This window comes from Sphingopyxis selenitireducens (assembly GCF_051550705.1).
Lineage (GTDB): Bacteria > Pseudomonadota > Alphaproteobacteria > Sphingomonadales > Sphingomonadaceae > Sphingopyxis.
Genome location: NZ_JBPULG010000006.1, coordinates 39235 through 65067, shown reverse-complemented (window position 1 = coordinate 65067; position 25833 = coordinate 39235). Strand labels below are relative to the sequence as shown.

29 protein-coding genes are annotated in these 25833 nt (G+C 64.1%); 14 read left to right on the top strand and 15 right to left on the bottom strand.

Annotated elements, in window-relative coordinates; all coding sequences use genetic code 11:
• Positions 1-14 precede the first annotated feature (14 nt).
• On the top strand, positions 15-632 hold the full coding sequence (locus ACSYDV_RS19000; protein ID WP_438325473.1) for a 2-hydroxychromene-2-carboxylate isomerase: 618 nt from the start codon (positions 15-17) through the stop codon (positions 630-632).
• A 13-nt stretch (positions 633-645) separates the two neighbouring features.
• Complete coding sequence (locus tag ACSYDV_RS18995; protein WP_438325471.1) at positions 646-1449, top strand: crotonase/enoyl-CoA hydratase family protein; 804 nt, start codon at positions 646-648, stop codon at positions 1447-1449.
• Between the two features lie 355 nt (positions 1450-1804).
• On the opposite strand, the gene ACSYDV_RS18990 is transcribed toward ACSYDV_RS18995, so the two are convergent.
• The 6 genes from ACSYDV_RS18990 to ACSYDV_RS18965 all read right to left on the bottom strand — a co-directional run bounded on the left by ACSYDV_RS18990 (position 1805) and on the right by ACSYDV_RS18965 (position 5619).
• Entirely contained in the window at positions 1805-2494 is a 690-nt protein-coding gene (locus tag ACSYDV_RS18990) for an ATP12 family chaperone protein (RefSeq protein WP_438325469.1), read from the bottom strand.
• Between the two features lie 7 nt (positions 2495-2501).
• Positions 2502-2738 carry a hypothetical protein gene (locus ACSYDV_RS18985; RefSeq protein WP_438325467.1) on the bottom strand — a complete coding sequence of 79 codons (237 nt, stop codon included), beginning with the start codon at positions 2736-2738 and terminating at the stop codon, positions 2502-2504.
• The gene (locus ACSYDV_RS18980; RefSeq protein WP_438325465.1) at positions 2735-3355 is read right to left on the bottom strand and encodes an FMN-binding negative transcriptional regulator; all 621 of its coding nucleotides are present in this window, start codon (positions 3353-3355) and stop codon (positions 2735-2737) included. The genes ACSYDV_RS18985 and ACSYDV_RS18980 overlap by 4 nt, the downstream gene beginning before the upstream one ends.
• Positions 3355-4602, bottom strand: a complete 1248-nt coding sequence (locus ACSYDV_RS18975; RefSeq protein ID WP_438325464.1) for an RluA family pseudouridine synthase — start codon at positions 4600-4602, stop codon at positions 3355-3357. Before ACSYDV_RS18975 ends, ACSYDV_RS18980 begins: the two co-directional genes overlap by 1 nt.
• Entirely contained in the window at positions 4599-4976 is a 378-nt protein-coding gene (gene crcB / locus ACSYDV_RS18970) for a fluoride efflux transporter CrcB (protein ID WP_438325462.1), read from the bottom strand. Before crcB ends, ACSYDV_RS18975 begins: the two co-directional genes overlap by 4 nt.
• Before the next feature lie 61 nt (positions 4977-5037).
• The gene (locus ACSYDV_RS18965) at positions 5038-5619 is read right to left on the bottom strand and encodes a thermonuclease family protein (RefSeq protein ID WP_438325460.1); all 582 of its coding nucleotides are present in this window, start codon (positions 5617-5619) and stop codon (positions 5038-5040) included.
• A gap of 256 nt (positions 5620-5875) precedes the next feature.
• Between ACSYDV_RS18965 and ACSYDV_RS18960 the strand changes: the two genes are divergently transcribed.
• Positions 5876-6874 (top strand): MarR family transcriptional regulator, encoded by a 999-nt coding sequence (locus ACSYDV_RS18960; protein ID WP_438325458.1) that lies wholly within the window; start codon positions 5876-5878, stop codon positions 6872-6874.
• Positions 6875-7080: 206 nt separating this feature from the next.
• Here the strand turns inward: ACSYDV_RS18960 and lptG are convergent, their stop codons facing one another.
• Complete coding sequence (gene lptG / locus ACSYDV_RS18955) at positions 7081-8178, bottom strand: LPS export ABC transporter permease LptG (protein WP_438325456.1); 1098 nt, start codon at positions 8176-8178, stop codon at positions 7081-7083.
• Positions 8178-9386, bottom strand: a complete 1209-nt coding sequence (gene lptF / locus ACSYDV_RS18950; RefSeq protein ID WP_438325454.1) for an LPS export ABC transporter permease LptF — start codon at positions 9384-9386, stop codon at positions 8178-8180. The genes lptG and lptF overlap by 1 nt, the downstream gene beginning before the upstream one ends.
• Positions 9387-9505: 119 nt before the next feature.
• Here lptF and ACSYDV_RS18945 point away from each other — a divergent pair, with 119 nt between their 5' ends.
• Genes ACSYDV_RS18945 through ACSYDV_RS18935 form a run of 3 tightly spaced genes read left to right on the top strand, consistent with a single transcriptional unit; the run spans position 9506 to position 11830 of the window.
• Complete coding sequence (locus ACSYDV_RS18945) at positions 9506-9979, top strand: DUF2141 domain-containing protein (protein ID WP_438325452.1); 474 nt, start codon at positions 9506-9508, stop codon at positions 9977-9979.
• Positions 9980-9986: 7 nt separating this feature from the next.
• On the top strand, positions 9987-10958 hold the full coding sequence (locus tag ACSYDV_RS18940; RefSeq protein WP_438325450.1) for a diacylglycerol/lipid kinase family protein: 972 nt from the start codon (positions 9987-9989) through the stop codon (positions 10956-10958).
• A gap of 11 nt (positions 10959-10969) precedes the next feature.
• Complete coding sequence (locus tag ACSYDV_RS18935) at positions 10970-11830, top strand: hypothetical protein (RefSeq protein WP_438325449.1); 861 nt, start codon at positions 10970-10972, stop codon at positions 11828-11830.
• Here the strand turns inward: ACSYDV_RS18935 and ACSYDV_RS18930 are convergent.
• The 3 genes from ACSYDV_RS18930 to ACSYDV_RS18920 form a co-directional block, all read right to left on the bottom strand.
• On the bottom strand, positions 11827-13794 hold the full coding sequence (locus ACSYDV_RS18930; RefSeq protein WP_438325447.1) for an ATP-binding protein: 1968 nt from the start codon (positions 13792-13794) through the stop codon (positions 11827-11829). The two genes, ACSYDV_RS18935 and ACSYDV_RS18930, sit on opposite strands and share 4 nt — an antisense overlap.
• 113 nt (positions 13795-13907) lie before the next feature.
• Complete coding sequence (gene spt, locus ACSYDV_RS18925; protein ID WP_438325445.1) at positions 13908-15110, bottom strand: serine palmitoyltransferase; 1203 nt, start codon at positions 15108-15110, stop codon at positions 13908-13910.
• Positions 15111-15219: 109 nt separating this feature from the next.
• On the bottom strand, positions 15220-15456 hold the full coding sequence (locus tag ACSYDV_RS18920) for an acyl carrier protein (RefSeq protein WP_438325444.1): 237 nt from the start codon (positions 15454-15456) through the stop codon (positions 15220-15222).
• A gap of 148 nt (positions 15457-15604) precedes the next feature.
• Between ACSYDV_RS18920 and ACSYDV_RS18915 the strand changes: the two genes are divergently transcribed.
• From ACSYDV_RS18915 to ACSYDV_RS18895, 5 genes are all read left to right on the top strand, one after another.
• Positions 15605-16192, top strand: a complete 588-nt coding sequence (locus tag ACSYDV_RS18915; RefSeq protein WP_438325442.1) for a Pycsar system effector family protein — start codon at positions 15605-15607, stop codon at positions 16190-16192.
• A 110-nt stretch (positions 16193-16302) separates the two neighbouring features.
• Entirely contained in the window at positions 16303-17700 is a 1398-nt protein-coding gene (locus ACSYDV_RS18910; protein WP_438325440.1) for an MATE family efflux transporter, read from the top strand.
• Between the two features lie 132 nt (positions 17701-17832).
• Positions 17833-18120: a co-chaperone GroES gene (groES, locus tag ACSYDV_RS18905; RefSeq protein WP_037514464.1), complete on the top strand. Its 288-nt coding sequence runs from the start codon at positions 17833-17835 to the stop codon at positions 18118-18120.
• A gap of 79 nt (positions 18121-18199) precedes the next feature.
• Positions 18200-19849, top strand: a complete 1650-nt coding sequence (gene groL / locus ACSYDV_RS18900; protein ID WP_438325437.1) for a chaperonin GroEL — start codon at positions 18200-18202, stop codon at positions 19847-19849.
• A 128-nt stretch (positions 19850-19977) separates the two neighbouring features.
• The gene (locus ACSYDV_RS18895) at positions 19978-20787 is read left to right on the top strand and encodes a glutaminyl-peptide cyclotransferase (RefSeq protein ID WP_438325435.1); all 810 of its coding nucleotides are present in this window, start codon (positions 19978-19980) and stop codon (positions 20785-20787) included.
• Here the strand turns inward: ACSYDV_RS18895 and ACSYDV_RS18890 are convergent.
• The 4 genes from ACSYDV_RS18890 to ACSYDV_RS18875 form a co-directional block, all read right to left on the bottom strand.
• The gene (locus ACSYDV_RS18890; protein WP_438325433.1) at positions 20784-21467 is read right to left on the bottom strand and encodes a DJ-1/PfpI family protein; all 684 of its coding nucleotides are present in this window, start codon (positions 21465-21467) and stop codon (positions 20784-20786) included. The genes ACSYDV_RS18895 and ACSYDV_RS18890 overlap by 4 nt on opposite strands.
• 4 nt (positions 21468-21471) lie before the next feature.
• The gene (locus tag ACSYDV_RS18885; RefSeq protein WP_438325432.1) at positions 21472-21684 is read right to left on the bottom strand and encodes a hypothetical protein; all 213 of its coding nucleotides are present in this window, start codon (positions 21682-21684) and stop codon (positions 21472-21474) included.
• 80 nt (positions 21685-21764) lie between these two features.
• The gene (locus tag ACSYDV_RS18880) at positions 21765-22094 is read right to left on the bottom strand and encodes an entericidin EcnAB (RefSeq protein ID WP_438325430.1); all 330 of its coding nucleotides are present in this window, start codon (positions 22092-22094) and stop codon (positions 21765-21767) included.
• 185 nt (positions 22095-22279) lie between these two features.
• A complete protein-coding gene (locus tag ACSYDV_RS18875) occupies positions 22280-22609 on the bottom strand; it encodes a hypothetical protein (protein ID WP_438325428.1) in 330 nt (109 codons plus the stop codon).
• A gap of 235 nt (positions 22610-22844) precedes the next feature.
• On the opposite strand from ACSYDV_RS18875, the gene ACSYDV_RS18870 reads away from it, so the two are divergent.
• The 3 genes from ACSYDV_RS18870 to ACSYDV_RS18860 are packed head-to-tail and all read left to right on the top strand — an operon-like array spanning position 22845 to position 25833.
• Positions 22845-23837: an ArsR/SmtB family transcription factor gene (locus ACSYDV_RS18870; RefSeq protein ID WP_438325427.1), complete on the top strand. Its 993-nt coding sequence runs from the start codon at positions 22845-22847 to the stop codon at positions 23835-23837.
• Positions 23834-24772 carry a methylenetetrahydrofolate reductase gene (gene metF / locus ACSYDV_RS18865; protein WP_438325425.1) on the top strand — a complete coding sequence of 313 codons (939 nt, stop codon included), beginning with the start codon at positions 23834-23836 and terminating at the stop codon, positions 24770-24772. Before ACSYDV_RS18870 ends, metF begins: the two co-directional genes overlap by 4 nt.
• Entirely contained in the window at positions 24769-25833 is a 1065-nt protein-coding gene (locus ACSYDV_RS18860; protein WP_438325423.1) for a homocysteine S-methyltransferase family protein, read from the top strand. Before metF ends, ACSYDV_RS18860 begins: the two co-directional genes overlap by 4 nt.

Genomic DNA, 25833 nt, shown 5'->3' with positions numbered 1-25833 from the left:
AAAGGGGGTCCGGGGTGACGGACGAACGTATCGAATTCTTCTTTGATCTGTCGTCACCCTGGACCTGTCTCGCCTTCCACAACCTGCCGGGGGTGTTGGAGCGGGCGGGTGCGACCGCGCGCTATCGCCCTGTTCTGGTTGGCGGGGTGTTCAATGCGGTGAACCCGGCCGTCTATGCGGCGCGCGAACAGGCGGATAACCGGCGCATGGCGCACAGCTGGAAAGTGCTGAAGGACTGGGCGCGGCTGGCCGGGGTGCCGATGAATTTCCCGTCGCAATGGCATCCGGCGAAGAGCGTTCAGGCGATGCGCTTTGCTGCGGCGCTTGAGGATGATCAGGCGGCACTGGTGCGTTTCGCGCGCGCGGCGTTCACGAGCTATTTCGACCGGCAGGAGAATCTCGACGACCCCGACGTGCTGGAAGCCGTTGCCGAAGCCGAGGGGCTGGACGGTGCGGCGATCCGCGCCGCCGCTGGCAGCGATCCGGTCAAGGCGCGGCTTCGCGCCAACACCGACGAGGTCGTCGCGCGCGGCGGCTATGGTTCGCCGACGATATTCGTCGACGGCACCGACATGTATTTTGGAAACGATCAACTGCCGCTCGTCGAAGCGGCGCTGACACACAGAAGCTAGAAGGACTCTCCCAATGAAGGACCGTATTTCGATCACCATGCTCGATGGTGGCATTGCCGACGTCCGCTTGATCCGCGCCGACAAGATGAACGCGCTCGACACCCAGATGTGGGCGGCGCTGAGCGAGGCGATCGATACGTTGAAAGCCATGGCCGACCTGCGCGTGGTCGTGTTGTCGGGCGAAGGGCGCGCCTTTTGCGCCGGGCTCGATCTGTCGAGCCTGAGCGACGATCGCACTCCGGGCGGCAGCAGCGCGGGCGGCAGCCTGTCGGAGAGGACGAAGGGCATTGCGAACAACGCCCAATATGCGGCGTGGGGCTGGCGCGAACTGCCGGTGCCCGTGATCGCAGCGGTGCACGGCGTTGCCTTTGGCGCGGGCAGCCAGATCATGGCCGCCGCCGATATCCGCATCGTCCACCCCGACACGCGGATCGCGATCATGGAAATGCGCTGGGGGCTGGTGCCCGACGTCGCGGGCATGGCGCTGTGGCGCACGCAGGTCGCCGACGATGTGCTGCGCGAGCTGATCTACACCAACCGCGAATTCAACGGGTCGGAGGCGAAACTCCTCGGCTTTGCGACCCATGTATCGGACGATCCGCTGGCACGGGCGATGGAACTGGCGGCCGTGATCGCCGACAAGAACCCCCATGCGATCCGCGGCGCCAAGCGACTGTGCAACATGCTCGGCCATGCGAGCGACGCCGAAATATTGCAGGCCGAAAGCGACGAACAGGTGAAGGTGATCCGCACCCCGAACCAGATGGAAGCGGTGATGGCGGGCATGCAGAAACGCAAACCGAATTTTGTGGATTGAACTGAAGAGGGGGGCGACGATTAGCGGTTGTCGGCTCGCGACCAATTTCTGCCGTAACGCCTACCTAACCCGTTCGCATCGAGCGAAGTCGAGATGCCCCTCAATGTAGCGCGATCTCGATGGGTGTCTCGACTTCGCTCGACACGAGCGGAAAAGAGGAGCGGTCGGTAACGACCAGTTGTTGACGTACTTGGTCCGTCGCCCCCGCGAAGGCGGGGGCCGCTATCGGCGTAGCGTAAGGTTGCCCGCGGCCCCCGCCTCCGCGGGGGCGACGCCTTGGCCAATGTCCGCTCACCACTCCACAAGGGACGATCGGCCTGCGTGCTAGAGATTGCTTTGCCGAGGTCGCGCGTCCTCAGAGCAATTCCAGAAACCGCACCGCATTGTCCCAGTCGCGCTTGTGCGCGGCGCGTTGTGCTTGCGCCAGCGCGTCGGCGCCCCAGCGGCGTTCCTGATAGAGTTCGTCAAGGCTGACCGCCTGCCACAGGGCTTCGGCGTCGATCGCTTCATCGACATGCGCCAGCCCGGCGACGAGCGAGCCGCCGATGGTCACCAGCGGGGTGAGTGCCGTCATCCGCCACGGGTCCTGGGCGAACACGGCATTGCGCAGCGCCGCCACGGTCGCGGGCGGCTGATCGACGGGCAAAATGCCTTGGGTGAGGGTGAATTCGATCCCGTAGCGCGCCTCGGCCCAGGCGAGATGCGGGTTCCACGTTGCGGCCTGTTCGGCCTGCAACGACGCGTCGCGGTCGTCGCGGTAACAGAACAGGTCGGTCGCGGCATAGGCGGCGACGGGTTCGGCAAAGGCGGCGGGGTCGGGCGCGGCGAGATCGATCGCGGCATTGGCGAGCCCGGTCAGCGGCATGGTTGCGGGAGACAGCTCTTCGCCCTGCGCCTGCCATTCGGCGGCGATCGCGCGGCCCAGCGCCTCGGTCGGTACGACCAGCAAAGCGCGCTTCGGGGTGCGCACCGGGCGCCCATCGAGCGCGACGCCCCAGCCGCCATCCTGGGATATGGCAAAAGCCTCTTTCCAGAAACGTTTCATTCTGCGCTCACAGGTCGCGGGGCGAGCGCCAGCGCCGCGCGAGCAGCTTGGGCATCACGGCGAAGTCGAACGCGCCGACCAGTACGAACAGGACTCCGATCCAGCGGTCGGTCGGCTGGCCCGCAAGCTCCCATCCGCCGCGGATCAGTACGAAGCCGATCATCACGAGCAGCGCGCCCGTGATGCGGATCATGGTGATCGCGAAAAAGCGTTTCCTGGCGAGGGCATCTTCGGGGGAGGTCATGCGCCCTCCCTATCGCCGCCAAGATGCCGCATCAACTGTGCGAGTGCGCCATGGCCGGTGGCGTCCAGTCCCGCGGCGACGCGCTCGCGCTCGTCGGCGGGCTTGTTCTGCGACAGCTTGATCGTCGGGCGCCATGCGGTGATGCGGATTTCGAAACCGGTAATCGCGCCGGTCATCTTGCTGAACAGCGCGGGGTTCATTTTATCGCGCGTCCATGGCGGGGTCGCGCCGATCCGCGCCTCATGACTCGCCGACAGCGTATCGAGCTGCGCAACCAGCGCCTCATCGCCCAGCTTTTGCGCCATGCCTTCCATCTCAACCGCGACATAATTCCACGTCGGAACCTGATCGGCGGCGCTGTACCAGCCGGGGCTGACATAGGCGTCGGGGCCCTGCACCACGACGAGCGCGCTCGCTCTATCGAGGTGCCGGGTCAGCGCATTGCCGCGCGCGAGGTGGAATTGCAGCGTCGCCGCATCGTCGCTCAGCACCACCGGGGCGTGCGCGACGCGCGGGCCGTCGGGCGTGTTCGCGAAGATGGCAGCAAAACCGATCTCGCGGACGAACAGCGCCGCGAGATCCTTCTGCCCCGGACGGAAGGCCGAATTGGGGTGCATCAGGCCGGCTTGACGGGCCGCGCCGGATGCTTCTTCGCGCTCGGCTTTTTACCGGTGGGCGTCGTGGACTTCGCGGGCCGCGCCGGCTTGCCGGGCTTACCTGGTTTGGCCTTTGCTTTGTCCTTCGCAGGCTTGCCGACAAAATCGGTCGGCTTGCTGTCGGCGGTTCGGCCGCGACGTTCGCCGCGTCGTGCCTTGCGAATCTGTTTGCTGTGCGCCTTTGCCTGCGCCTTCAGCGCTGATTTGGGCGGTGCGGCCTTGTTCGTGGGTTCGATCCCGACATCGCCGAGCAACATGTCGAAGCCGATCGAATCGAGGCTCATCTTGAAATGTTCGGGCAATTCGGCGCTGACGTCGATCGCGCCGCCGTCGGGGTGATCGATGCGCAGCCGGCGGCTGTGCAGATGCAGTTTGCGGCTGATCGCGCCGGTCAGGAAGGCGCCCTTGCCGCCATATTTCCCGTCGCCGACGATCGGATGGCCGATCGCCGCCATATGGACGCGCAGCTGATGGGTGCGCCCGGTGAGCGGTTGCAGCTCGACCCACGCAGCGCTGTTGCCGGCGCGTTCGATGACGCGGTAGCGCGTTTTCGACGGCAGGCCGTCGTCATGGACGTGCATCTTTTCGCCGCCCGATCCCGGCTGTTTCGCCAGCGGCAGGTCGATCTCGCCCTGCTGGATTTCGGGAACCCCGACGATCAGCGCCCAATAGGTTTTGCGTGCGCTGCGGTTCGAAAAGGCCTTGGCGAAAAAGGCGGCGGCGCGCGGGGTGCGCGCGATCAGCAGCGCGCCCGACGTGTCCTTGTCGAGCCGGTGCACCAGCTTGGGCCGCACCGGGCCGTCGAATTTCAGCGCGTCGAGCAGACCGTCGACATGCGCGTCGGTCTTGGTCCCGCCCTGCGTCGCCAGCCCGGGCGGCTTGTTGAGGATCATCGCCGCCGCGTCGCGGTGGATCATCATTCCGGTCGCCAGCTCGACATCGGCGTCGGTCAGCGGGCGCCCCTTGCGCGCGGGACGCGCGGCGGTTTCGACGGGCGGTGTCGGCATGACGAGTTTCTGACCCGTCGCGATGCGGTCCGATACATCGGCCTTTTTGCCGTCGAGCCGCAGTTCGCCCGACCGCGCCCAGCGTGCGAGCAGCGCGTGCGGGGTTCCGACGCGATGGCGCTTGAACCAGCGGTCGAGGCGGATGCCGTCGTCTTCCTCGGCGATGATCGCCTCGTCCTGATTTTGGGGAGTTTTACTCATACCGATACCTGCCGCGTGATAAGAAGCCCGAGCCCGCAGGCGGTGATCGCGCCGACGACCGAGGCGAGCATATAGGCGAAAGCCTGTCCCCCCTGACCGCGTTCGAACAAGACCCAGAAATCGAGGCTGAAAGCCGAAAAAGTGGTGAAGCCGCCGAGGATGCCGACGCCGACGAACAGCCGTATTGTTTCGCTGCCGTCGCCGCGCACGAGCCCGCCGATCAACAGCCCCATCGCAAGGCTGCCGGCGATGTTGATCGACAATGTCCCCCAGGGAAAGCCGGAGCCGGCGCGCGCAACGACCCATTGCCCGACAAGATGCCGGGCGCCGGCGCCAATAGCGCCGCCGATCATGACGGGAAACAGGCTGTTCATAAGGCCCGCCCTAGCCGCAAACGGCGTCGAGGCATAGCGACCTGATGATGGGGCCTCGATCTCAGGCGTCGGGCGGCGTTGCGATTGCGGTTGCGGGGCGTTCGTGGGTGGCTCGCCATTCGGCGGGAGTGATGAAGCTGCCCTGCCAGATTCCGCGCCGCTTTGCCTGCGCTTCGGCTTCCTCGACCATATAGGCGTCGGTGGTCGCGGCGGCCCAGCCCTGACGAACCATTTCGGCGCCGAGATCGACGCCATCGGGAAAGGGCTGCGTCCGGCATTCGGCGAGCGTGCGATGATAGGCGTCCCTGGCGGCGAGTTCGCAGTGGAGCGGTCCGCGCCCCGCGAGCTTTTCCAGCGCCGTCCGCGCCTCGCGTCCGCAGGCCCAGCGCGTCCCGTCGGGGCGTCCGCAATCCTGGCGATATTCAACGGCGTCGAGGCCGGTGAGGCGGATGGTGGTGTCCCCCTTCTCCTGCCGCACCTTCAGGCTGTCGCCGTCGATGATATGCACCAGCGGCACCGTCGTAACCGGTGCGGGCAACCAGACCCAGGCGACGAATGCGAGCGCGGCCAACAGGACGAGCGCGATCAGCGACCGGACACGCCGTCGCCAGCGCAGGCGGGTGAGCGGGGAAGGGCGCAGCATCATCGGCCCTGGACTGACTGGAGGGCCGAGATTTGGCAAGCAACAATAAGAGGTTGACGATGAGAACAAATCATGTCCAAAATGGACCAATTCCAATCCGGCCGATCTACGCCGACTCATGCTTCGTGGAACCTTGGGTCCGGATCGGCAGCAAATGCGAACGAACAAAGGGTGAATATCTCCGGATTGACGACATAAGGGCGCCGGGGCGGATCGAGAACGAGCGGGAGGGGGCATAATGGAATATTCGGCATTCATGCGAACGCGGACGCAGGCGTTGCCGTTCGATGGCGTCGCGCGCGCGCTGGATGCGCCGACCGCCTTGGAACGCCTGCTGTTCGTCGGGCCGCCAGCCGATGCGCCCGATTGCGATAGGGTCGATGGCATATGCCTGGTCGCGGCCATCCCGGTGCTGCGCGCTGCGGGCCATATCCGCGAGATGGCATTGGTCGATATCATCTGGCTGGCCGCGGCGGAGACGATCGAACCCGAGATGCTCGCCGATCTTTGTGCCGCGACGATCGAAAAAAACTGCCACCTGATTTGTGAAACATCGCTTGCCGCGCTCGACCGGGTGGCGGCGGCGATTCCCGATGTCATCCGTGTCGAATGGCTCGTCGATGCCGACGAGACTGACCGGCTTGTGGCACTGGCCGCCGCGCAGCAAGCCTATCGGCAAACGGTCCACGAGGATTCGCGCGATCCCGCGATGGAACGGATCGACCGTTTGCAGGAAGAGGTCGCGCGAATCGCCCGCCTGCTGGGCGACCTTGCGGGACAGCGCGGCGGACTCTCCGGCACGCCGCCGTCGGGTTTTGCGCTCCGCGCGGAGGATTATGCCAATTATCCGCCGCAGGTCCGCACGCCGGCGCGCGACTATACTGCGGCGCCGCGCAGCTTCGTTCCCGAAGAGCGCACCATCGACCGGCAACGCGCAAAGGTGGTGCGACGGATGCTGCGCCAGCGGCGGATGCGCGAGCAATATTTCCCCGCCGATCTGTTCGCCGATCCGGCGTGGGACATGCTGCTCGATCTTTATGCCGCACGGCTGGATCGCCAGCCGGTGTCGGTGTCGAGCCTGTGCATCGCCGCCGCGGTGCCCGCGACGACCGCGCTACGCTGGATCAAGACGATGACCGACGCCGGGCTGTTCGTGCGCGAAGCCGACCCGCTCGATGGCCGCCGCATCTTCATCGGCCTCTCCGAAGCGGCGTTCGAAGCGCTCGCGCGCTATTTCGAGGCGTTGGAGGAATAGGGGCGAGGATCGTTTTGGGGTGGTGAGCTGCCGCTCTTCACTCGTCACCCCGGGCTCGACCCGGGACCCGCCTTCCTTGTTGTCAATGGCGGCAGATCCAATCAAAAGCCCGCAGCCTGATCGCTTTCCCTAGCCCGGTGAAAAGACAAGGCAGGCCCCGGGTCAAGCCCGGGGTGACGGCGAGTGACGGGCCGTTTGCGGGCCTGTTATTCCTCGCTTCGGATCAGGATCATCTCGCCGATCAGCGCGAAGAGGATGAAGGGACCCCATGCCGCCAGAAAGGGCGAATAAGCCCCGAGGTCGCCCATCGCGAGCGCGAAATTGTCGGCGACGAAATAGGCGAAGCCGAGGCCCATTCCCAGAATCGCGCGCACGAACAGCTTGCCCGACCGCGCGAGGCCAAAGGCTGCAACCGCGCCCAGCAGCGGCATCAATATCGCCGACAGCGGCCCCGAAATCTTGTGCCAGAGCACGCCCTTCAGCGCATCAACCGGGCGCCCTGCGGCTTCGAGGTCGGCGATCGCCGCCTTGAGCTGGAGGAAAGGCAGTTCGTCGCCGTCGACCTGCGCCAGTGTGAACTGGTCGGGGCGCACGCCCTTTGCCGCGACGATCGTGCCCAGCGGTTCGAGCGTGCCCGACCGGCGGTGGAAACGCTTGGCGTCGGTCAGTTCCCAGCCGCCGTCGACCGCACGCGCGGTGGCGGCCGACAGGACTGACGACAGGACGCCGCCGGTGCGTTCGTAAATGGTGACATTGTTCAGCCGCACGGTGTTTCCGCCGGTTTCGACGGTGCCGGCGTTGATCAAGTCGTCGCCGGCGCGCACCCAGATATTGGCGCGAACGCCATTATCCTTGGGCACCTGCGCATATTCGACCTTTTGCCAGGCGCCGAGGGCGGCGGTCGATCGCGTGACGATGCGTTCGTTGAAGGCGAAGCTGATCCCGGCGACGAGCAGCGCGGCAAGGAACAGCGGCGCGAGGACCTGATGCGCCGACATGCCCGACGCTTTCATCGCGATCACTTCGCTGTTCTGGTTCAGCGTGATCAGCGTCAGGATTGTGCCCAGCAGCACCGAAAAGGGCAGGAAGGTCTCGATAATCTGGGGCAGCCGCAACCCGACATAGCGCCAGACATCGCTGTCGCTGTTGCCCGCGACCGCGAGAATCTTGCCGCTCTCGCCGAGCAGATCGAGCGTCTGCAGGATCAGCACCAGCGCGAACAGGATCGCAAAGCTGCGGACGAGGAAAAGGCGTCCGACATAGAGCGCCATCGTGCGCGACGGGAAAAAATGAAGTTGATGCATCAGGCGGTCCGCTGCTTGCGCTGGAAAATCCTGGCGAGACCGCGGATTTTCTGACCGGCTTTGGTCGCGACGCGCTCAAGCGCGCCGATCGGCTGTCCGCCGGGGACATGCGCGACGGTATAATACATCCAGATCGCGAGCGCGGCGAACAACAGGAAGGGAACCCACAGCGCGATCAGCGGATCGATCGTCCCGCGCGCGCCCAGATCCTCGGCATATTGGTTGATCTTGTGCTGGGTGACCAGCAGCACGATCGACAGAAATACCCCCAGCGACGATGTCGATCGCTTGGGCGGGATGGCGAGTGCGATCGCGATCAGCGGGATCAGGAACATCGACATCACCTCGACGATGCGAAAGTGAAAATTCGCGCGCAATGCCAGTCGTGTGTCGAGCGATTCGCTCTTGTCCTTGCCGCCGACGAAGAGCTCGGGAATCGTCATTTCGCGATCGGCGCCGCCGCGCGTGCGGAACGCCTCGATCTTGGGCAGCGGGATCGGCAGGTCGTGGTTGTCGAAGGTCAGAACGCGCGGCACTGCGAATTTCGGCGATTCGTGAATCAGCACGCCTTGCGACAGGCGCAGGATGATCGTGTTGGGGTCGTCGGTCGCCAGAAACTGCCCCCGCGCTGCGGTGGCCGACACGCGCTGGCCATCCTTATTGTCGCCGCGCACGAAAATGCCGCGCAGGCTGCGCCCCTCATTATAGCTTTCCTCGATCCGCAGCGTCATGCGGTCGCCCAATTTGGTGAATTCGCCGACCTTGATCGACGCGCCGAGCGCGCCCGATCGCAGTTCGAACTGCAACCCTTCATAGGCATAGCGCGCATAGGGCTGGATGAAGCCGACGATCGCGAGATTAAGCGCCGCGAGCGCGATCGCATAGGCGAAGGGCATGCGCAGCAGCCGGCCGAAGCTCATGCCCACGCCCTTCAGCACGTCGAGTTCGCTCGACGTCGCGAGCTTGCGAAAGGCGAGGAGTATCCCCAGCATCAGCCCGATCGGAATGCCCAGCGACAGATATTCGGGGATCAGATTGGCGAGCATCCGCCACACGACGCTGACCGGACCGCCCTCGGTCGCAACGAAGTCGAACAGCCGCAGCATTTTTTCGAGCACGAGCAGCATCGCCGACAGAACGAGGGTGCCGATCATGGGAAAAAAGATGAGCCGCGCGATGTAGCGGTCGATGGCAGGTAGCTTAATCAATCTTTGGTCGCCCCATCACCATGATTTGGCCGCAAATGGTTCCGATATGCCTTTTCAGGGCGACAGGGACCCATGTCAGCGTGGCTGATATGGCTATAGCCACTGGGAGCTAGTGCGTCATGTCGAAATTTGTGTCGACGTCACTTTGTGTTCTTCTGCTGGCGGTCGCAGGACCGGCCAGTGCGGAAGGGCAGGTCTTGTCGAATGATCTGTCGAAATGCCAGAGCGGACCGTCGACTTTGGTTCAGATCAACGGTCTCAAGGCCGGAACGGGCAAGGTGCGCGTGCAAAGCTATCGCGCAACGCCGTCGGAATGGCTGGCTAAAGGCCGGTGGATCAGCCGGATCGAAGCGCCCGTGCGCGGCGGTTCGATGACCATCTGCATGCCGCTGCCCGCAGCCGGGACCTATGGCATTGCCGTGCGCCATGACGTCAACGGCAATGGCAAGACCGATTTGTCGTCGGATGGCGGCGGGATGTCGAACAACCCCAGCATCAATATCTTCAATCTCGGCAAGCCGAGTTACAAGAAGACCGCCTTTGTGGTCGGCAATGCGCCGAAGACGATCTCCATCACCATGAAATATATGTAAGGCAGGGATGGCAAGCGTCGCACTTCTTTCCAATCCCCATTCCACGGGAAATCGCGCCCTGCTGCCGCAGGTGCGCGAATATTGCGCCGCGCACCCCGATATTTTTCATTATGAGGTGGAGGACGTCGACCAGATCGGCGAGGCTATCCGCACCATCGCCATGGTCAGTCCGCGCATCATCGCGATCAACGGCGGCGACGGCACCGTTCAGGCGGCATTGACCGAATTATACTCGGGCGGCCATTTCGGTGGCTCGCCGCCGCCGGTAGCGGTGCTGCCCAACGGCAAGACCAATTTGATCGCGCTCGATCTCGGCGCGGTCGGCGACCCGATCAAGGCATTGAAGCGCGTCGTCGAACTCGTCGATTCGGGCGGGTTGGAAGATCATGTGATCCAGCGCCAGCTGATCGCGCTCGACAGCGGCGGGACGCGGCCGGTGCTCGGCATGTTCCTTGGCGGGGCTTATCTTGCCGACGTCATGCTCTATTGCCGCAACCGCATCTATCCGCTGGGCCTGCCCAACGGGCTGTCGCATTTTCTGGCCGCCGTGCTCGGCCTGTTTGCGATCATCTTTGGCATTGGCGGCGGGCGCCTGCCGCCCAAGCCCGAACCGATGACCGTGTCGCTGATCCGTCAGGGCGTCCTCAAGGGCAAATTTTCGCTGCTGATCGTCACGACGCTGGAAAAATTGCTGCTCAGTATCCGCACCAGCGATGGTGGCGGCACGAACGGCCATATGAAATTGCTCGCGACCGACAGCAACGTCGGCGCGGTGTTTCGCATGCTCAGCGCGACCTGGCGCGGAACGCTGGGGCAGAACCAGCTCGACGGCGTCCATTTCCAGCAGGGCGACGAAATCCGCATCGAGGGCGAGCGGTCGAACGTCATCCTCGACGGCGAGATTTTCCAGGCGAAGAACGGCATGCCGATCATTCTCACCTCGACCCAGCCGGTTCCCTTCCTGCGCCTCGCCGCCTGAAGGTTTTTCGCATGACCGACCTCATCGATCTGGTTCGCGACGAACTGGCGACGCCGGTCGACCGGCGCGTTGCCGCGATGGCGCAGGCGATTGCCGCCGAATATCCCGGCAGCGCGCGTGCCGTGCTTTTTTACGGCAGTTGCCTGCGCGAGCGTGAACTCGACGGGCTAATGCTCGATTTCTACCTGATCGTCTCGGACTATGGCGACGCCTATCCCAAGCATTGGATGGCGGTGGCCAACCGGCTGATCCCCCCCAATGTCTTTCCCTTCCAGCAACATGGCCTGATCGCCAAATATGCGGTGCTCAGCGAGGGCGATTTTTACCGGCTCAATGGCCCCGAAACGCGCAATGTTTCGGTGTGGGCGCGGTTTGCGCAGCCCTCGCGGCTTGTCTGGGCTGTGGACGACACGGCGCGCGATCGCGCCATCGCCGCTGTTGCGCGCGCTGCGCCGGCCTTGCTCGCGGCGGCCGGCCGGGTGGATGGCGAAGCGCCGCTCGATTGGTGGCGGCGTGCCTTTTCCCTGACTTACTCGGTCGAATTGCGCGCCGAACGGACGGGGCGTGCGCAGTCGGTCGTCGATGCGGACGCCGATCGTTACGCGCGCTTCAGCGAGCCTGCTATGGCGGCCATTCCCGTCGATGCGCCAAATGGCGGCTGGGCACGGCGGCGGATCGAGGGCAAGTTCCTCAGTATCGCCCGGCTTGCGAAGGCCAGCCTGACCTATGCCGGCGGGATCGATTATCTGGCGTGGAAAATCAATCGCCACGCAGGGACGCGGATCGAGATCAAGCCGTGGCAGCGCCGTTGGCCGCTGGTCGCGGCGCTGACCCTGGTGCCGCACCTGATGCGCAGCGGGGCAATCCGCTAAATCCCTGTTTGAGCGGTTTCTGCCGATCGCGGTTCGCCATTGCGACGAATGGCCTGATCGAGTGCGGCGAGGGTGAAGGGCTTGCGCAGCACATCATGGTCGCCAAAACTGGCAACCTCGCTCGCGTCGCCAGCATATCCCGTGACGAACAGCACCGACAGGTCCGGCCATGTCTCTTTCAGCTGGGCGACCATTTCGGGGCCGGTCAGTTCGGGCATCAGCACGTCGCTCAATATCAGGTCAAAGCCGCCATGGTCGCGGACCAGCTGTTCGGCTTCGACCGGATTGCCGCACGCGACGGCCTGATGACCCAATTCGATCACCGCATCGACGGTCGCTGCAAGGACGCGTTGATCATCCTCGACGACCAATATGTTCAACCGATGGACCGGGTGGGCATGATGCGCGGCCTGCTCGTCGGGATCCTCTTGGTTCGCGCTCGCCTGTTCGGGCTGCGCGGCGGGAAGCAGCATGGTGACGCTGGTCCCTTCGCCTTCGGTCGAGGCAATCTGCACCTCGCCGTCCGACTGACGGCAAAAGGCGAAGACCTGGCTCATGCCCAGACCCGTTCCCTGACCCGCGGGCTTGGTCGTGTAAAAGGGATCGAACACACGTTCGAGTACCTCGGCCGACATACCGCAACCGGTATCGATCACCTGAACCGCCAGCGCCGCCCTGTCGTCCGTTTCGTCGACCAATGTGCGGATGGTCAGCGCCCCATGGCCTTCCATCGCATCGCGCGCATTGACCGCGAGATTGAGCAGCGCATTTTCGAACTGTCGCCGGTCGAGCCAGCAGGCGAGGCCGGGCGCGCCGAGGTCGAGCGTCAGCGCGATGCGATCGCCGATCGTGCGCTCGATCAGCTCGGCAAAACCGGTGATACAGTCGTCGACGGCCGTCATTTCGGGGCGTGCCGGTTCGGAGCGCGCAAAGGTCAGCAGGCGGCGGGTCAGGTCGGCGGCGCGATTGGCGCCGTCGAGCGCATTGCTCAAATGCCGTTCGGCCTTTTCGGGCGTGCCGGGCAGAAAACGCTGCGCCAGCTCGATGCCGCCGACAACGACCGCCAGCATATTGTTGAAGTCATGTGCGATGCCGCCGGTCAACTGGCCGACCGCCTCCATCTTTTGCGCCTGACGCAACTGGGCCTGCGCGGCTTCGCGCTCGGTCATCTCGCTGCGCAGCGCACTATTGGCTTCGGCAAGCTCGACCGTGCGGGCGTCCACCGCCGCTTCGAGCTGCATGGCGCGGTCGCTCTCGGCGATCTGTTCGCGCCGCGCGAGCCGGCGTTCGGACTCCGACCGGACGAAGGAAAAGGTCGCGCCGATCGCAAAGACCGCGGCGGCGGCGCCGAGCAGCGAAAAGAGCAAAAGATATTGATTAAGGTCGGTCCGGTCGGCGGTCGCGATGCGGTTGCGTTCGCGCAGCAGCATGCGTTCATTGTTGCTGATCTGGGTCAGCAGCTTGTCGATGCGCATCAGGCCTTCATCGTGCCCGGCCGCATGATATTTGGAAATGGCGGCGACGGTCTGATGATAATTGGCGCTGAGCGCGGCGTCGCCCAGCTGTGCGCCGCGGCGATCCATTTCGCGCGTCAGCTCGGTGACCAGTTCCAATTGTTTCGGATTGTCCCGGACATTGCGTTCCAACAAGGTCAGATATTGCCGCGACCGGCCCCATTGCTGTTCGAAGACGCGGCCATCCTCCTTTTGCAGGCCGACCGCAAAGCGCCCGAGCGCGGCTTCGGCGCGCGCGAGCGCGGCGTCGAGCGAGCGCGTTTGGGAAATCACCTCGAGGCTCTGCCTTTGCCAGCCGAGCGAGCGGTCGTAATTGTCGTTGGCGCGGGAAAGCAGCAGGACGAGCGCCACGACGACCCCCGTCAAAATGGTGGCGACACCGATCGTCAGCCAGAAGCGGACACGCTCCTGCCGGTTTTCGGTTTCGATATCGTCATCCCTCTCGAACACGCGCCCGTCTTATCGGACTAGCGCCCCGGCGCAAAGCGACGAAGCGGTCGGTGGCGGCGCCAATATGCAATTCGGCGCGAAAAGGAATCCGCTGGTCGGCTGGTGACGTCGGCTCAGCCGATAATCCCGACGCGCTTGCCCGCGCGTTCGAAGCGGCCAAGTATCTCGCCGACCTGTTCGCTCGAATGTTCGGCGCACAGCGAACAGCGAAGCAGGGTCATGCCCGCAGGGGTCGCGGGCGGGCGGGCGAGGTTGACGTACAAACCTTCCTCCAGCAGCGCTTCCCACATCATCGCGCCCTGTTCGAGGTCGGGCATGATCACCGCGATGATCGCCGACTGCGGCTCTTCGGTCCCAAGCTGGAAGCCAAGATCGCGCAGCCCCTTGTGCAGCAGCTTCGAATTTTCCCACAGATGCGCGCGCTTGTTCGATCCGTGCATCAGCTTGCGGATGCTCGTCGCTGCGGTCGCGACGACGCTGGGGGGCAGCGAAGCGGTGAAGACATAGGGACGGCAGACGAGCCGCAGGATTTCGAACTTCGGATGGTTCGACACGCAGAAACCGCCGACGGTGCCGACGCTCTTGCTGAATGTCCCGATGACGAAATCGACGTCGTCCAGCACGCCCTGCGCCTCGGCGACGCCGCGGCCATGTTCGCCGATGAAGCCCATCGAGTGGGCCTCGTCGACCAGCACCATCGCGCCGGCTTCCTTCGAAACGCGGATCATTTCCTTCAGCGGGGCGACGTCGCCGAGCATCGAATAGACGCCTTCGAGCACAACCAGCTTGCCCGCTTCGGGGGGCAGGCGCTTCAGCCTTTTTTCGAGCGCCTCGACGTCATTATGACGGAAGGCGACGATTTCAGCGTTGCCCATCGCGCAGCCGTCATAGATCGACGCATGGCTGTCGATGTCGAGGATGACATAGTCGCCCTTGCCGGCGATCGTGCTGATGATGCCGAGGTTCGCCTGATAACCGGTCGAAAACACCATGGCATGATCCATGGCGTAAAATTCCTTCAGCGCCTCTTCGCATTCCTTATGGCCCTGATAGGTGCCGTTGAGAACGCGGCTGCCCGTGGTGCCGGCGCCGAATTTGTCGAGCGCATCCTTGCCCGCCGCGATGACGTCCTCGTCAAAGGTCATCCCCATATAATTATAGGTGCCGAGCAGGATCGTCTCGCGCCCGTTACAGATGGCGACGGTCGGCGATACGACCTTTTCCATCACCAGATTATAGGGGTCGGTGACGCCGGTCGCGAGCAGCGTTTCGCGCTGCTGGATCAACGGGTCGAATTTCGAGAAGAGATCGGTCATGTCAAATGTCCAAAAGCCGTTCGCATCGAGCGAAGTCGAGATGCCCCTCGATCTTGCGCTGTCCCGATGGGTGTCTCGACTGCGCTCGACACGAACGGGGAAAGAGGTGTCAGCCCTGCAGCTTTTCAACGGCGGCGATCAACTGGCCGACGGTCTCGATTTCTGCCTGCATGTTCATGCTGATGATGATGTCGAACGTGTCTTCGACTTCGGCGACGAAATCCATCACCGTAAGGCTGTCCCATTCGAGGTCGCCGGCAAAGGTCGTTGCATCGGTCAGTTCGACACCCTTCTTGTTGAAAGGGGCGATCAGGCCGTTAATCTGGTCGGTGAGGGCGGTGCTCATAGGGTGTATCCCATAAAGATATAATGTTGCGCGCGGGCATGCCGCGCCATCGTCCGATTGGCAAGCGATTGCGGCGGGAACAGGGCAGCATCTTGCCGCAATCGGCCGGACGTGTCATCGCAGCGGTTGAAGCAGGGGGAACGGGCTTATGGACGCGAAACGCGACGACGCGGCGGTGGCGGCAGGGGCGGCGGCACGACCGGCGATCTCCTTTCCGCCCAATGCCGTCCATCTGGTGCGCACCAACCAGCAATTGACGATGCAGCTGTCGCAAATGGCCGACCAGAAAGCGTCGATCCTGATGGGGGCGACCTTCGTCGTCTTTACACTGGCGGTGGGGCAGGCGCGGGCCGGGGCCGGCGCGCTCGCGATGCCGCTCACGATCCTTGCGACCTTTTCCTTCCTGTCGGCGCTGCTGGCGGTCTCCGCGGTGCTGCCGCGCGTCGGCAAGGCGCCGCCGGTGGTTTACAAGGATGGCAAGGATCACAGCAATATCCTCTTCTTCGGCCGCTTTTCGCAGATGGACGAGGATGAGTTCATCGATGCGGTCAAGGCGCGGCTGCGCAACGAAGAGGATCTTTACGAGACGATGCTGCGCGACACCTATCAGAACGGGATGGTCCTCGCGCGGCGCAAATATCGCTATCTGGCCTATGCCTATCGCCTGTTCGTCGTCGGGCTGACGCTGACCTTCCTGGGTTTTGCGTATGAGATGGTTCAGCTCTGGACGCGCTGACGGCGACCATCGCAGCTGTTGCCATTATGCCACCCCTGCGCGGCCAAAATGCGGGGAAACGCTTGCAACAGGATTGAAGTGCCGTCACGCCGCGCCTATCCGGGCCGGCTATGTTGCATCAGGCCACCCCCTTGACCGAAGATCGTCCGCAGAATCTGCACGGAGAGTTCCGCGCGACGCTGGCGCTCGCGGTGCCCCTGGCGGCCGCAAATCTGTTGCAGATGCTCGTTCATGCGATCGACGTCATCTTTGTTGCGCGCTTGGGTGACGCCGCGCTGGCGGCGGCGTCGCTTGGCGTTGCGATCTTCGGCTTGCTGGTGTGGACCGGCGCCGGGCTCGTCGGGGCGTCGGCACCGCTGATCGCCGCCGAAGTCGGGCGCCGCAAGCATGCCGTGCGCGAAGTAAGGCGTACCGTGCGGATGGCGCTGTGGCTCAGCGCATTGGTCGCGCTCATCTTCATGGGGGTCTGCGCGGCGGGTGGACCGATCATGCGGGCGACCGGACAGGCTCCCGAAACCACCGAGCATGCGGCGAGTTTCCTGCTCATTCTGATGTGGGGCATGTTCCCGATGATCGCGGCCAGCGTGCTGCGCATCTTCGTGTCGGCGCTCGGGCGGCCGACGATCGCGACTGCGATCACTTTCATGGCACTGGGCGTCAATGCGCTGGGTAACTGGACTTTGGTGTTCGGCCATCTCGGCATGCCCGCGCTCGGCCTGCACGGTTCGGCGCTGTCGAGCGCGATCACCAGTTTCATGATGCTGATCGCCTATGTCATCGTCATCCAGTCCGACCGGCGGCTCCGCCGCTATCATCTGTTCGGCAATTGGTGGCGTTCCGAATGGTCGCGCTTTTTCGAGATGCTCCGCATCGGGGCCCCGATCGGCCTGACGATTTTGGCGGAGGCAGGGCTGTTCACCGGCGCCGCCTTCCTGATGGGCCGCATCGGCGAGACCGAGCTGGCCGGACACACCATCGCGCTCCAGGTCGCCGCGCTCGCGTTCCAGATCCCGTTCGGGATCGCGCAGGCCGCGACGATCCGGGTCGGGCTCGCCTATGGCGCGCGCGACCATCGCGGCATCACGCATGCGGGCCATGCGTCGCTGGCGCTGGGCATCGGCTTCATGGGACTGACCGCGCTGATCATGTGGCTGTTTCCCTCGCTCGTGCTGTCGATCTATGTCGATGTCGATGCCGCGCGCAATGCGGCTCTTGTCGGCTTTGCCATGCAGTTCCTCGTCGTTGCGGCGGCCTTCCAGCTCTTCGACGGCGCGCAGGCGGTGGCAGCAGGCGTGCTGCGCGGATTGCAGGACACGCGCATCCCGATGATCATCGCGATCTGCGGTTACTGGATCGCGGGCTATGGCACCGCCATCTATCTGGGTTTCTGGACCCCGCTTGCGGGCGTCGGCGTGTGGATCGGCCTTGCCGTCGGGCTGATCGTCGTCGCGGCTTTGTTGCTTATGCGCTGGCGGATGCGGGCGCGGCTGGGGCTGCTTCCGGCCTGACCGAAAAACTTCACAAGATTCTTGTAGTGCGGTGGTTGACGCCTATCTGACTCCTACCCATATGGCCGACTGTTAGCACTCACCATCCGTGAGTGCTAAAGCATATCTATTGCGCCATTTGGAGAGATATCCATGCAATTTCGTCCGTTGCACGACCGCGTGCTCGTCCGCCGTATCGAAGCCGAAGAAAAGACGGCTGGCGGCATCATCATCCCCGACACCGCCAAGGAAAAGCCGCAGGAAGGCGAAGTCGTCTCGGTCGGCACCGGCACCCGCGCCGATGACGGCAAGGTGACCCCGCTCGACGTCAAGGCCGGCGATCGCATCCTGTTCGGCAAATGGTCGGGCACCGAAGTCAAGGTCGACGGCGAAGAGCTGTTGATCATGAAGGAATCGGACATTCTGGGCGTCATCGCCTGAATCGTCCCCGCGTCCCTTCCGGGCGCGATTTCTTAAATGAAGTTGCGCAGTTTTCTGCGCATTCGAAAGGAAACAGCACATGGCTGCTAAAGACGTAAAATTCGGCCGCGACGCGCGTGAGCGCATTCTGCGCGGTGTCGACATCCTCGCCGACGCGGTGAAGGTCACCCTCGGTCCCAAGGGCCGCAACGTCGTCATCGACAAGAGCTTCGGCGCACCCCGTATCACCAAGGACGGCGTCACCGTCGCCAAGGAAATCGAACTCAAGGACAAGTTCGAAAACATGGGTGCCCAGATGCTGCGCGAAGTCGCCAGCAAGGCGAATGACGCGGCCGGCGACGGCACGACCACCGCGACCGTTCTCGCTCAGGCGATCGTCCGCGAAGGCATGAAGTCGGTTGCCGCCGGCATGAACCCGATGGACCTGAAGCGCGGCATCGACCTCGCGGTCACCAAGGTCGTCGAAACGATCAAGGCGCAGTCGAAGCCGGTTTCGGGCACCGCTGAAATCGCACAGGTCGGCATCATTTCGGCCAATGGCGACAAGGAAGTCGGCGACAAGATCGCCGAAGCCATGGAAAAGGTCGGCAAGGAAGGCGTGATCACCGTCGAGGAAGCCAAGGGCCTCGATTTCGAACTCGACGTCGTCGAAGGCATGCAGTTCGACCGCGGTTACCTGAGCCCCTATTTCATCACCAACCCGGAAAAGATGCTCGTCGAGCTGTCGGATCCGTACATCCTGATCTTCGAAAAGAAGCTGTCGAACCTCCAGTCGATGCTTCCGATCCTCGAAGCGGTTGTCCAGTCGGGCCGTCCGCTCCTGATCATCGCCGAAGACATCGAAGGCGAAGCGCTTGCAACGCTGGTGGTCAACCGTCTGCGTGGCGGCCTGAAGGTCGCTGCCGTCAAGGCACCGGGCTTCGGCGATCGTCGCAAGGCGATGCTGCAGGATATCGCTATCCTGACGCAGGGTGAAATGATCAGCGAAGACCTGGGCATCAAGCTCGAAACCGTCACGCTGAACATGCTGGGCCAGGCCAAGCGCGTCACGATCGACAAGGATAACACGACGATCGTCGATGGTGCCGGCAATGCCGACACGATCAAGGGCCGCGTCGAACAGATCCGTGCGCAGATCGAAACGACGACCAGCGACTATGACAAGGAAAAGCTGCAGGAACGTTTGGCGAAGCTCGCCGGCGGTGTTGCTGTGATCAAGGTCGGCGGCGCTTCGGAAGTCGAAGTGAAGGAACGCAAGGATCGCGTCGATGACGCTCTCCACGCTACCCGCGCTGCGGTCGAAGAAGGCATCGTCCCCGGCGGCGGTACCGCGCTTCTGTACGCGACGAAGGCTCTCGACGGCATGACCGGCGTGAACGAAGACCAGACCCGTGGCGTCGACATCATCCGTCGCGCGCTGCAGGCTCCGGTTCGCCAGATCGCTGAAAACGCGGGCTTCGATGGCGCCGTGGTTGCCGGCAAGCTGTTCGACCAGAACGACGCCAACTTCGGCTTCAACGCCTCGACCGACGTCTATGAAGACCTCGTCAAGGCAGGCGTGATCGATCCGACCAAGGTCGTTCGCACTGCGCTTCAGGACGCTGCATCGGTTGCTGGTCTCTTGATCACCACCGAAGCCGGCATTTCCGACAGCCCCGATGACAAGCCCGCAATGGGCGGCGGCATGGGCGGCGGCGGCATGGGCGGCATGGGCGGCATGGACTTCTAAGTCCGGCCATCAGGTCACCCAGCTTCGGCTGACACAGAAGGGGCCGGGGGAGCAATCCTCCGGCCCTTTTCTTATGCTCTTTATCTTTCGTCACCCCGAACCGGGTCCGGGTAGTCGAAGGAGAGACATTGCCAGTTCACCTTGCTCCGCATAGCAAGGCGGCGATGACATTGTTTCTTGCTCTGGCCTTTGCCGTCGCGGCCCCGTCCGCCGCGACCGAGCCGACCGCCCCTCCGGCAGTCGAACGCTGCGGCTATCGCATCGTCGAAACCTATCCGCACGACCGGGGCAGTTTCACCCAGGGTCTCTTCTGGGACAACGGGCATCTCTATGAAGGCACCGGCCAATATGGCCGCTCGCGGGTCGCGCGGCTTGATCTCGAAACCGGCAAGGCGCTGGCCGAAGCGCAGCTGCCCGCCGACCAGTTCGGCGAGGGGATCGTCCGCTGGCGCGACCAGATTATCGGCGTCACCTGGCAGGGCGGCGTTGGCCATCGCTGGCGGATCAAGGATCTGAAGCCGGTTGGCAGCTTTCGCTATGACGGCGAGGGGTGGGGGGTCACGCTGCACGGCGACCAGCTTGTCCTTAGCGACGGCACCCCGGAGCTGCGCTTTTTCGATCCCGCGACCATGAAGGAGCAAAGGCGCGTAAAGGTCAGCCTTTCGGGCCGGCCGCTGCCGATGCTCAACGAGCTGGAGGCGATCGACGGGGAAATCTGGGCCAATGTCTGGATGACCGACTTTATCGTGCGCATCGATCCTGACAGCGGCGCGGTCCGCGGTATCGTGAACCTGTCAGGGCTGAGGGAAACGGCGGGTGCGACCGGTCAGGATGCGGTGCTCAACGGCATCGCCTGGGACGCCAAAAAGAAACGCCTGTTCGTCACCGGAAAATATTGGCCGAACCTCTACGAGATTGCGCTGGCCGACTGCGGCTAGGTCGCGGCCTCGAGCGCCGCCGCCATCCGCGCCGCCGAGGCGTCATAGACATGGGTTCTCAGTCCTAGTGTGACCTCGGCCGGCGCGCGGTCGGGATGGCCGCTGGCGAAGGGGGGGGCGGGATTATATTCGATCGCAAGCTGGATCGCCTGCGCGACCATGTCCCCCTTCAACCGGGCTATCAAGGTCAGCGCGAAGTCGAGGCCCGATGTGACGCCGCCGCAGGTGACGATCTTGCCATCCTCGACGACGCGGGCCTTGTCCGGCTTGGCCCCGACCAGCGGCAGCAAATGGGTATAGCCCCAATGCGTCGTGGCGCGCTTGCCGTCGAGCAGCCCGGCGCGCCCGAGCAGAAAGGCGCCGGTGCACACGCTGGTTACCCACTGCGCGCCCGCGGCTTGCCGCGTGATGAAATCGATCGTCGCGGGGTCGCCCAGCGCGTCGGGAACGCCATGTCCCCCGGGGATGCAAAGGATGTCGGCGGGTGGACAGGATGAGAAATCATGCGTCGGCAGAATAGAAAAGCCGCTGTCGGTCGCGATCGGATCGAGGCTCGCTGCCGCGCCCGCAAGCTTGGCGCCGGGCATCCGGCTCAGCGCCTGCGCCGGGGCGGTGAAGTCGAGTTGGGTGATGCCGGGAAAGAGCAGAAAGGTGATCCGCGTCGATTTTGCATCCTGCATGAAGCTATTGTCCCGTTTTTGGGTTGCTGGCGGGGCCGGCCTCGGATGTGGGCGCGCCGTCGCGGCTTTCCAGCATCGCGGCGGCATCGTCGAGCGCTTTCGCTTCGCTGACGGTTACACCGCCGGGCCCGGGTTCATTGTCGGTCCGGCTGCATCCGGCGATCAGTGCGAGCGTCGCGGCCGCGGTGAGGGCGGAAGCGAACCTGGGGCTGAACATCCTTCTGTCTCCCACGAAAAAGGGCCCCATTCATGGCGAATGGAGCCCCTCTCTAACTATGCCAAGGGCATGGACACGACTTACTTCTTGTCGTTCGCTTCGGCCTTCTTGGTTTCTTCGGCGATCTTGTCGCCTGCGTTGGCTGCGGCGTCGCCGGCGGCTTTCACAGTGCCTTCGACGGCATTACCGGCATCCTTGGCGGCGCCTTCGACCGCGGCGCCCGCATCCTTGGCGGCGTCGGCGGTCGCGTCGGCGGCTTCGGCCGCGCCAGCAGCAGCGGCATCGCCGACAGCGGCGGCATCATCGGCGACGGCGGCGCCAGCTTCTGCGGTTTCGTCCTGAGCCTTTTCCGAGCAGGCGGTGAGGCTGAAGGCCGCGGCGGCCATCGAGGCGATAATGAATTTGCGCATGAAAATTCCTTTCGAGAACCCCGGTGACCGACGCCGGCCACGCTGTGCAAAGGAGTAGCCCCGGACGGAAGGCTTGGCAACCGCGCACCGCAGCCATCTTCGTCCGGGTTTGCGCGCAAGGAAAAGGGGCCGCCGGCAAACGCCGACGACCCCCTTTGTCTTTCAGCCGAACCGACTGAAGAAGCTTACTTCTTTGCTTCTTCCATCGCGCCCTTGGCGGCGTCGGCAGCTTCCTTGGCAGCGCCAGCAGCTTCGGTTGCCTTGTCGGCAGCCGTTGCGGCGGCGTCAGCGCCATCGGCAGCAGCAGCAGCGCCGGCATCGGCAGCAGCGGCGCCGGCGGTTGCAGCCGCATCGGCAGCGCCTTCGGCAGCCTGCATCGCGCCGTCAGCCGCACCTTCGACCGACGCAGCGGCGTCTTCGGTGGTCGCTGCAGCGTCGTCAGCCTTCTTTTCGGCGCAGGCAGCAAGGCCCAGCGAAGCAGCAAGGACGAGCGACAGAGTGATCGATTTCTTCATTTGGGTATACCCCTCTCGGATTGAACTGATCGACCGGCATTTCGGATACGAACTTCGATCCGGCGAGGTGCCAATCGCCCTCAGAGCTACAATTTCGCCAGAATCGGCGCAATGTCCTTTTTTCCTGTGGCTGTCACGGTTCGTCGCAATATGGCGTATGATGTCCTCGCAAATGGCGGAATAGGCGGCCCGGCATCGGTTGACCGGATATAAAGAAACCTTTATATGTACCGTCATGACCGAGCTGCTCGACATTTTTCGCGCCCTGGCGGACCCCACGCGATTGCGGATCGTCGCCTTGCTGCGCGAGATGGAGCTGGCGATCGGCGAGTTGGCGGTTGTCCTCGGCCAAAGTCAGCCGCGCGTGTCGCGTCATGTCCGCATTCTTGTCGATGCCGCCATCGTCGAACGCCGCCGCGAGGGAAGCTGGGTCTTTCTGCGCGTCGCACAGGGCGGACCGGTCGGCGATATTGTCGCGCGGGCAGAGGGCTGGTCCTTCTCGCCGCGTGAGGAGCGGGTGATCGCACATGACGCGCGCCGGCTTGCTGCCATTCGTATCGAGCGCGCGGCGTCGGCCGAACGCTATTTTGCCGAACATGCCGCCGAATGGGATGCGATCCGCTCGCGCCATGTCGCGGAAAGCGAAGTCGAGGCCGCGATGCTGGCGATGATGCACAACCGCCGGCTCGGCCATCTGCTCGACATCGGTACGGGCACGGGCCGGATGGCGGAAATTTTCGCGCCGACCGCGCGCTGCGTCACCGCGCTCGACCGCAGCCCCGAAATGCTGCGCATCGCGCGTTCGAAGCTCGGCGATCAGACGGTGCCGATCGACCTGATCCAAGGCGATTTCCTGAACCTGCCGATGGACGACGCCAGCATCGACAGCATCATCATCCATCAGGCACTGCATTTCGCGCACGAACCCGACCGGGTGATTGCGGAGGCGAGCCGGGTGCTGCGCGGCGGCGGCCATTTGCTCGTCGTCGATTTCGCACCGCATGAGGATGAGGATTTGCGCGCGCTTGCCGCGCATGCCCGTCTGGGTTTTTCGGATGCGCAAATTCGCGGCTGGTTCGCCTCGGCGGGGCTGCTGCTTGAAACCACCCAGGCGCTCGAAGGCGGAAAGCTGGCCGTGAAGCTATGGCTCGGCCGCCGGCGCAGCGATGAAGATCAACCCCCGGCCGCCCGCGAAGGCGACGGACAACGCAAAAGGCTTGCGGCATGACCATGAATTTAAACTCGCTGGCCGAGGCGCGCCGCGCCGCTGCGTCGCCGCTCTTCGCCGATCTGGCCGGCGACATTGGCGCCAGCTTCGAATTTTTCCCGCCCAAGACGGAAAAGATGGAGGCGCAGCTGTGGGATACGTTCCGCACGCTTGAGCCGCTGGCACCGCGCTTCGTCTCGGTCACCTATGGCGCGGGCGGATCGACGCGCGAGCGCACTCATGCGACCGTCGCGCGCATCGCCGCCGAAAGCAGCGTGCCGCCCGCCGCGCATCTGACCTGCGTCGAGGCATCGCGCGGCGAGATTGACGACGTCGCGCGCGCCTATTGGGATGCCGGGGTGCGCCATATCGTGGCGTTGCGCGGCGACATGCCCGGCGGTGCGCCCTATCAGCCGCATCCGGATGGCTATGCCAATGCAATCGAACTTGTTGCGGGACTCAGGAGGATAGCGGCGTTCGACATTTCGGTCGCGGCCTATCCCGAAAAGCACCCCGATTCCGATTGCGTACAATCCGACCTCGACAATCTGAAGCGCAAGATGGACGCGGGCGCGAACCGTGCGATCACGCAATTTTTCTTCGCGCCCGAAAGCTTCTTGCGCTTCCGCGACGCCGCCGCTGCCGCCGGGATCGACGCGCCGATCATCCCCGGCATCCTGCCCGTTTCGAACGTATCGCAGACGCGCCGCATGGCCGAGATGTGCGGGACTGCGATACCCGGCTGGATGGCGTCGCTGTTCGAGGGGCTCGACGATCACCCCGCCGCGCGTCAGCTTGTTTCGGCGACGATCGCCGCCGAAATGTGCCGCCGCCTTTATGCGGGCGGGGTCCGCGATTTCCATTTCTACACCCTCAATCGCGCCGAACTCAGCTATGCCATCTGTCACTTGCTGGGGATGCGGCCGGTTCAGCCCGCAGCGGAGAAAGCAGCATGACCTCTCATGTGACGACGGGCGCGCGCGAAGCCCTTCTGGCGGCGGCAAAGAGCCGCATTCTGCTCACCGACGGCGGCTGGGGCACCCAGATTCAGCTGAGGAAGCTGATCGAGGGCGACTATGCCGGCAATCTCGGCCTGACACACGACCAGAAGGGCAATAACGACATCCTCGCGCTGACGCGTCCCGACGTCGTCAGCGCGATCGGCGAGGCCTATCTGGCGGCGGGGTCGGACATCGTCTCGACCAACACCTTCAGCGCCAACCGGATCAGTCAGGCCGATTACGGCGCCGAGCATCTGGTCGCGGACATCAACCATGAAAGCGCGCGTCTCGGCCGCGAAGCCGCCGACAAATATGAAGCGATCGACGGCCGCCGCCGCTTTATAGCGGGTGCGGTCGGGCCGACGAACAAGACGCTGTCGCTGTCGCCCGACGTCAACAACCCGGGTTACCGCGAGATCGACTTCGACGAGCTCAAGACCGTCTATCTCGATCAGGTCGTCGCGCTGGCCGAGGGCGGCGCCGACTTCATTCTGATCGAGACGATCTTCGACACGCTGAACGCCAAGGCCGGGATCGCCGCGGTGCTCGAGGCCGAGGCGAAGGTCGGGCGCGAACTGCCGCTGATGATCTCGATGACGCTTACCGATTTGTCGGGCCGCAACCTGTCGGGGCATACGGTCGAGGCTTTCTGGTATGCGGTACGCCACGCGCGCCCGCTGACCATCGGGCTCAACTGCTCGTTCGGCGCGGCGCAGCTACGTCCGCATGTTCGCGTCCTCTCCGACCTCGCCGACACGCTGGTGATGGTCTATCCCAACGCCGGCCTGCCCAACGAGCTCGGCGAGTATGACGAAATGCCCGACACCACCGCGGGCCTCGTCCGCGAATGGGCCGAACATGGTCAGGTCAATATTCTGGGCGGTTGCTGCGGATCGACGCCCGCGCATATCGCCGCGATGGCGAAGGCCGTCGAAGGCCTCGCGCCGCGCCACATCCCCGATGTTCCCGTTCGCACGCGGCTCGCGGGGCTCGAACCCTTTACCATGGCGGCCTGA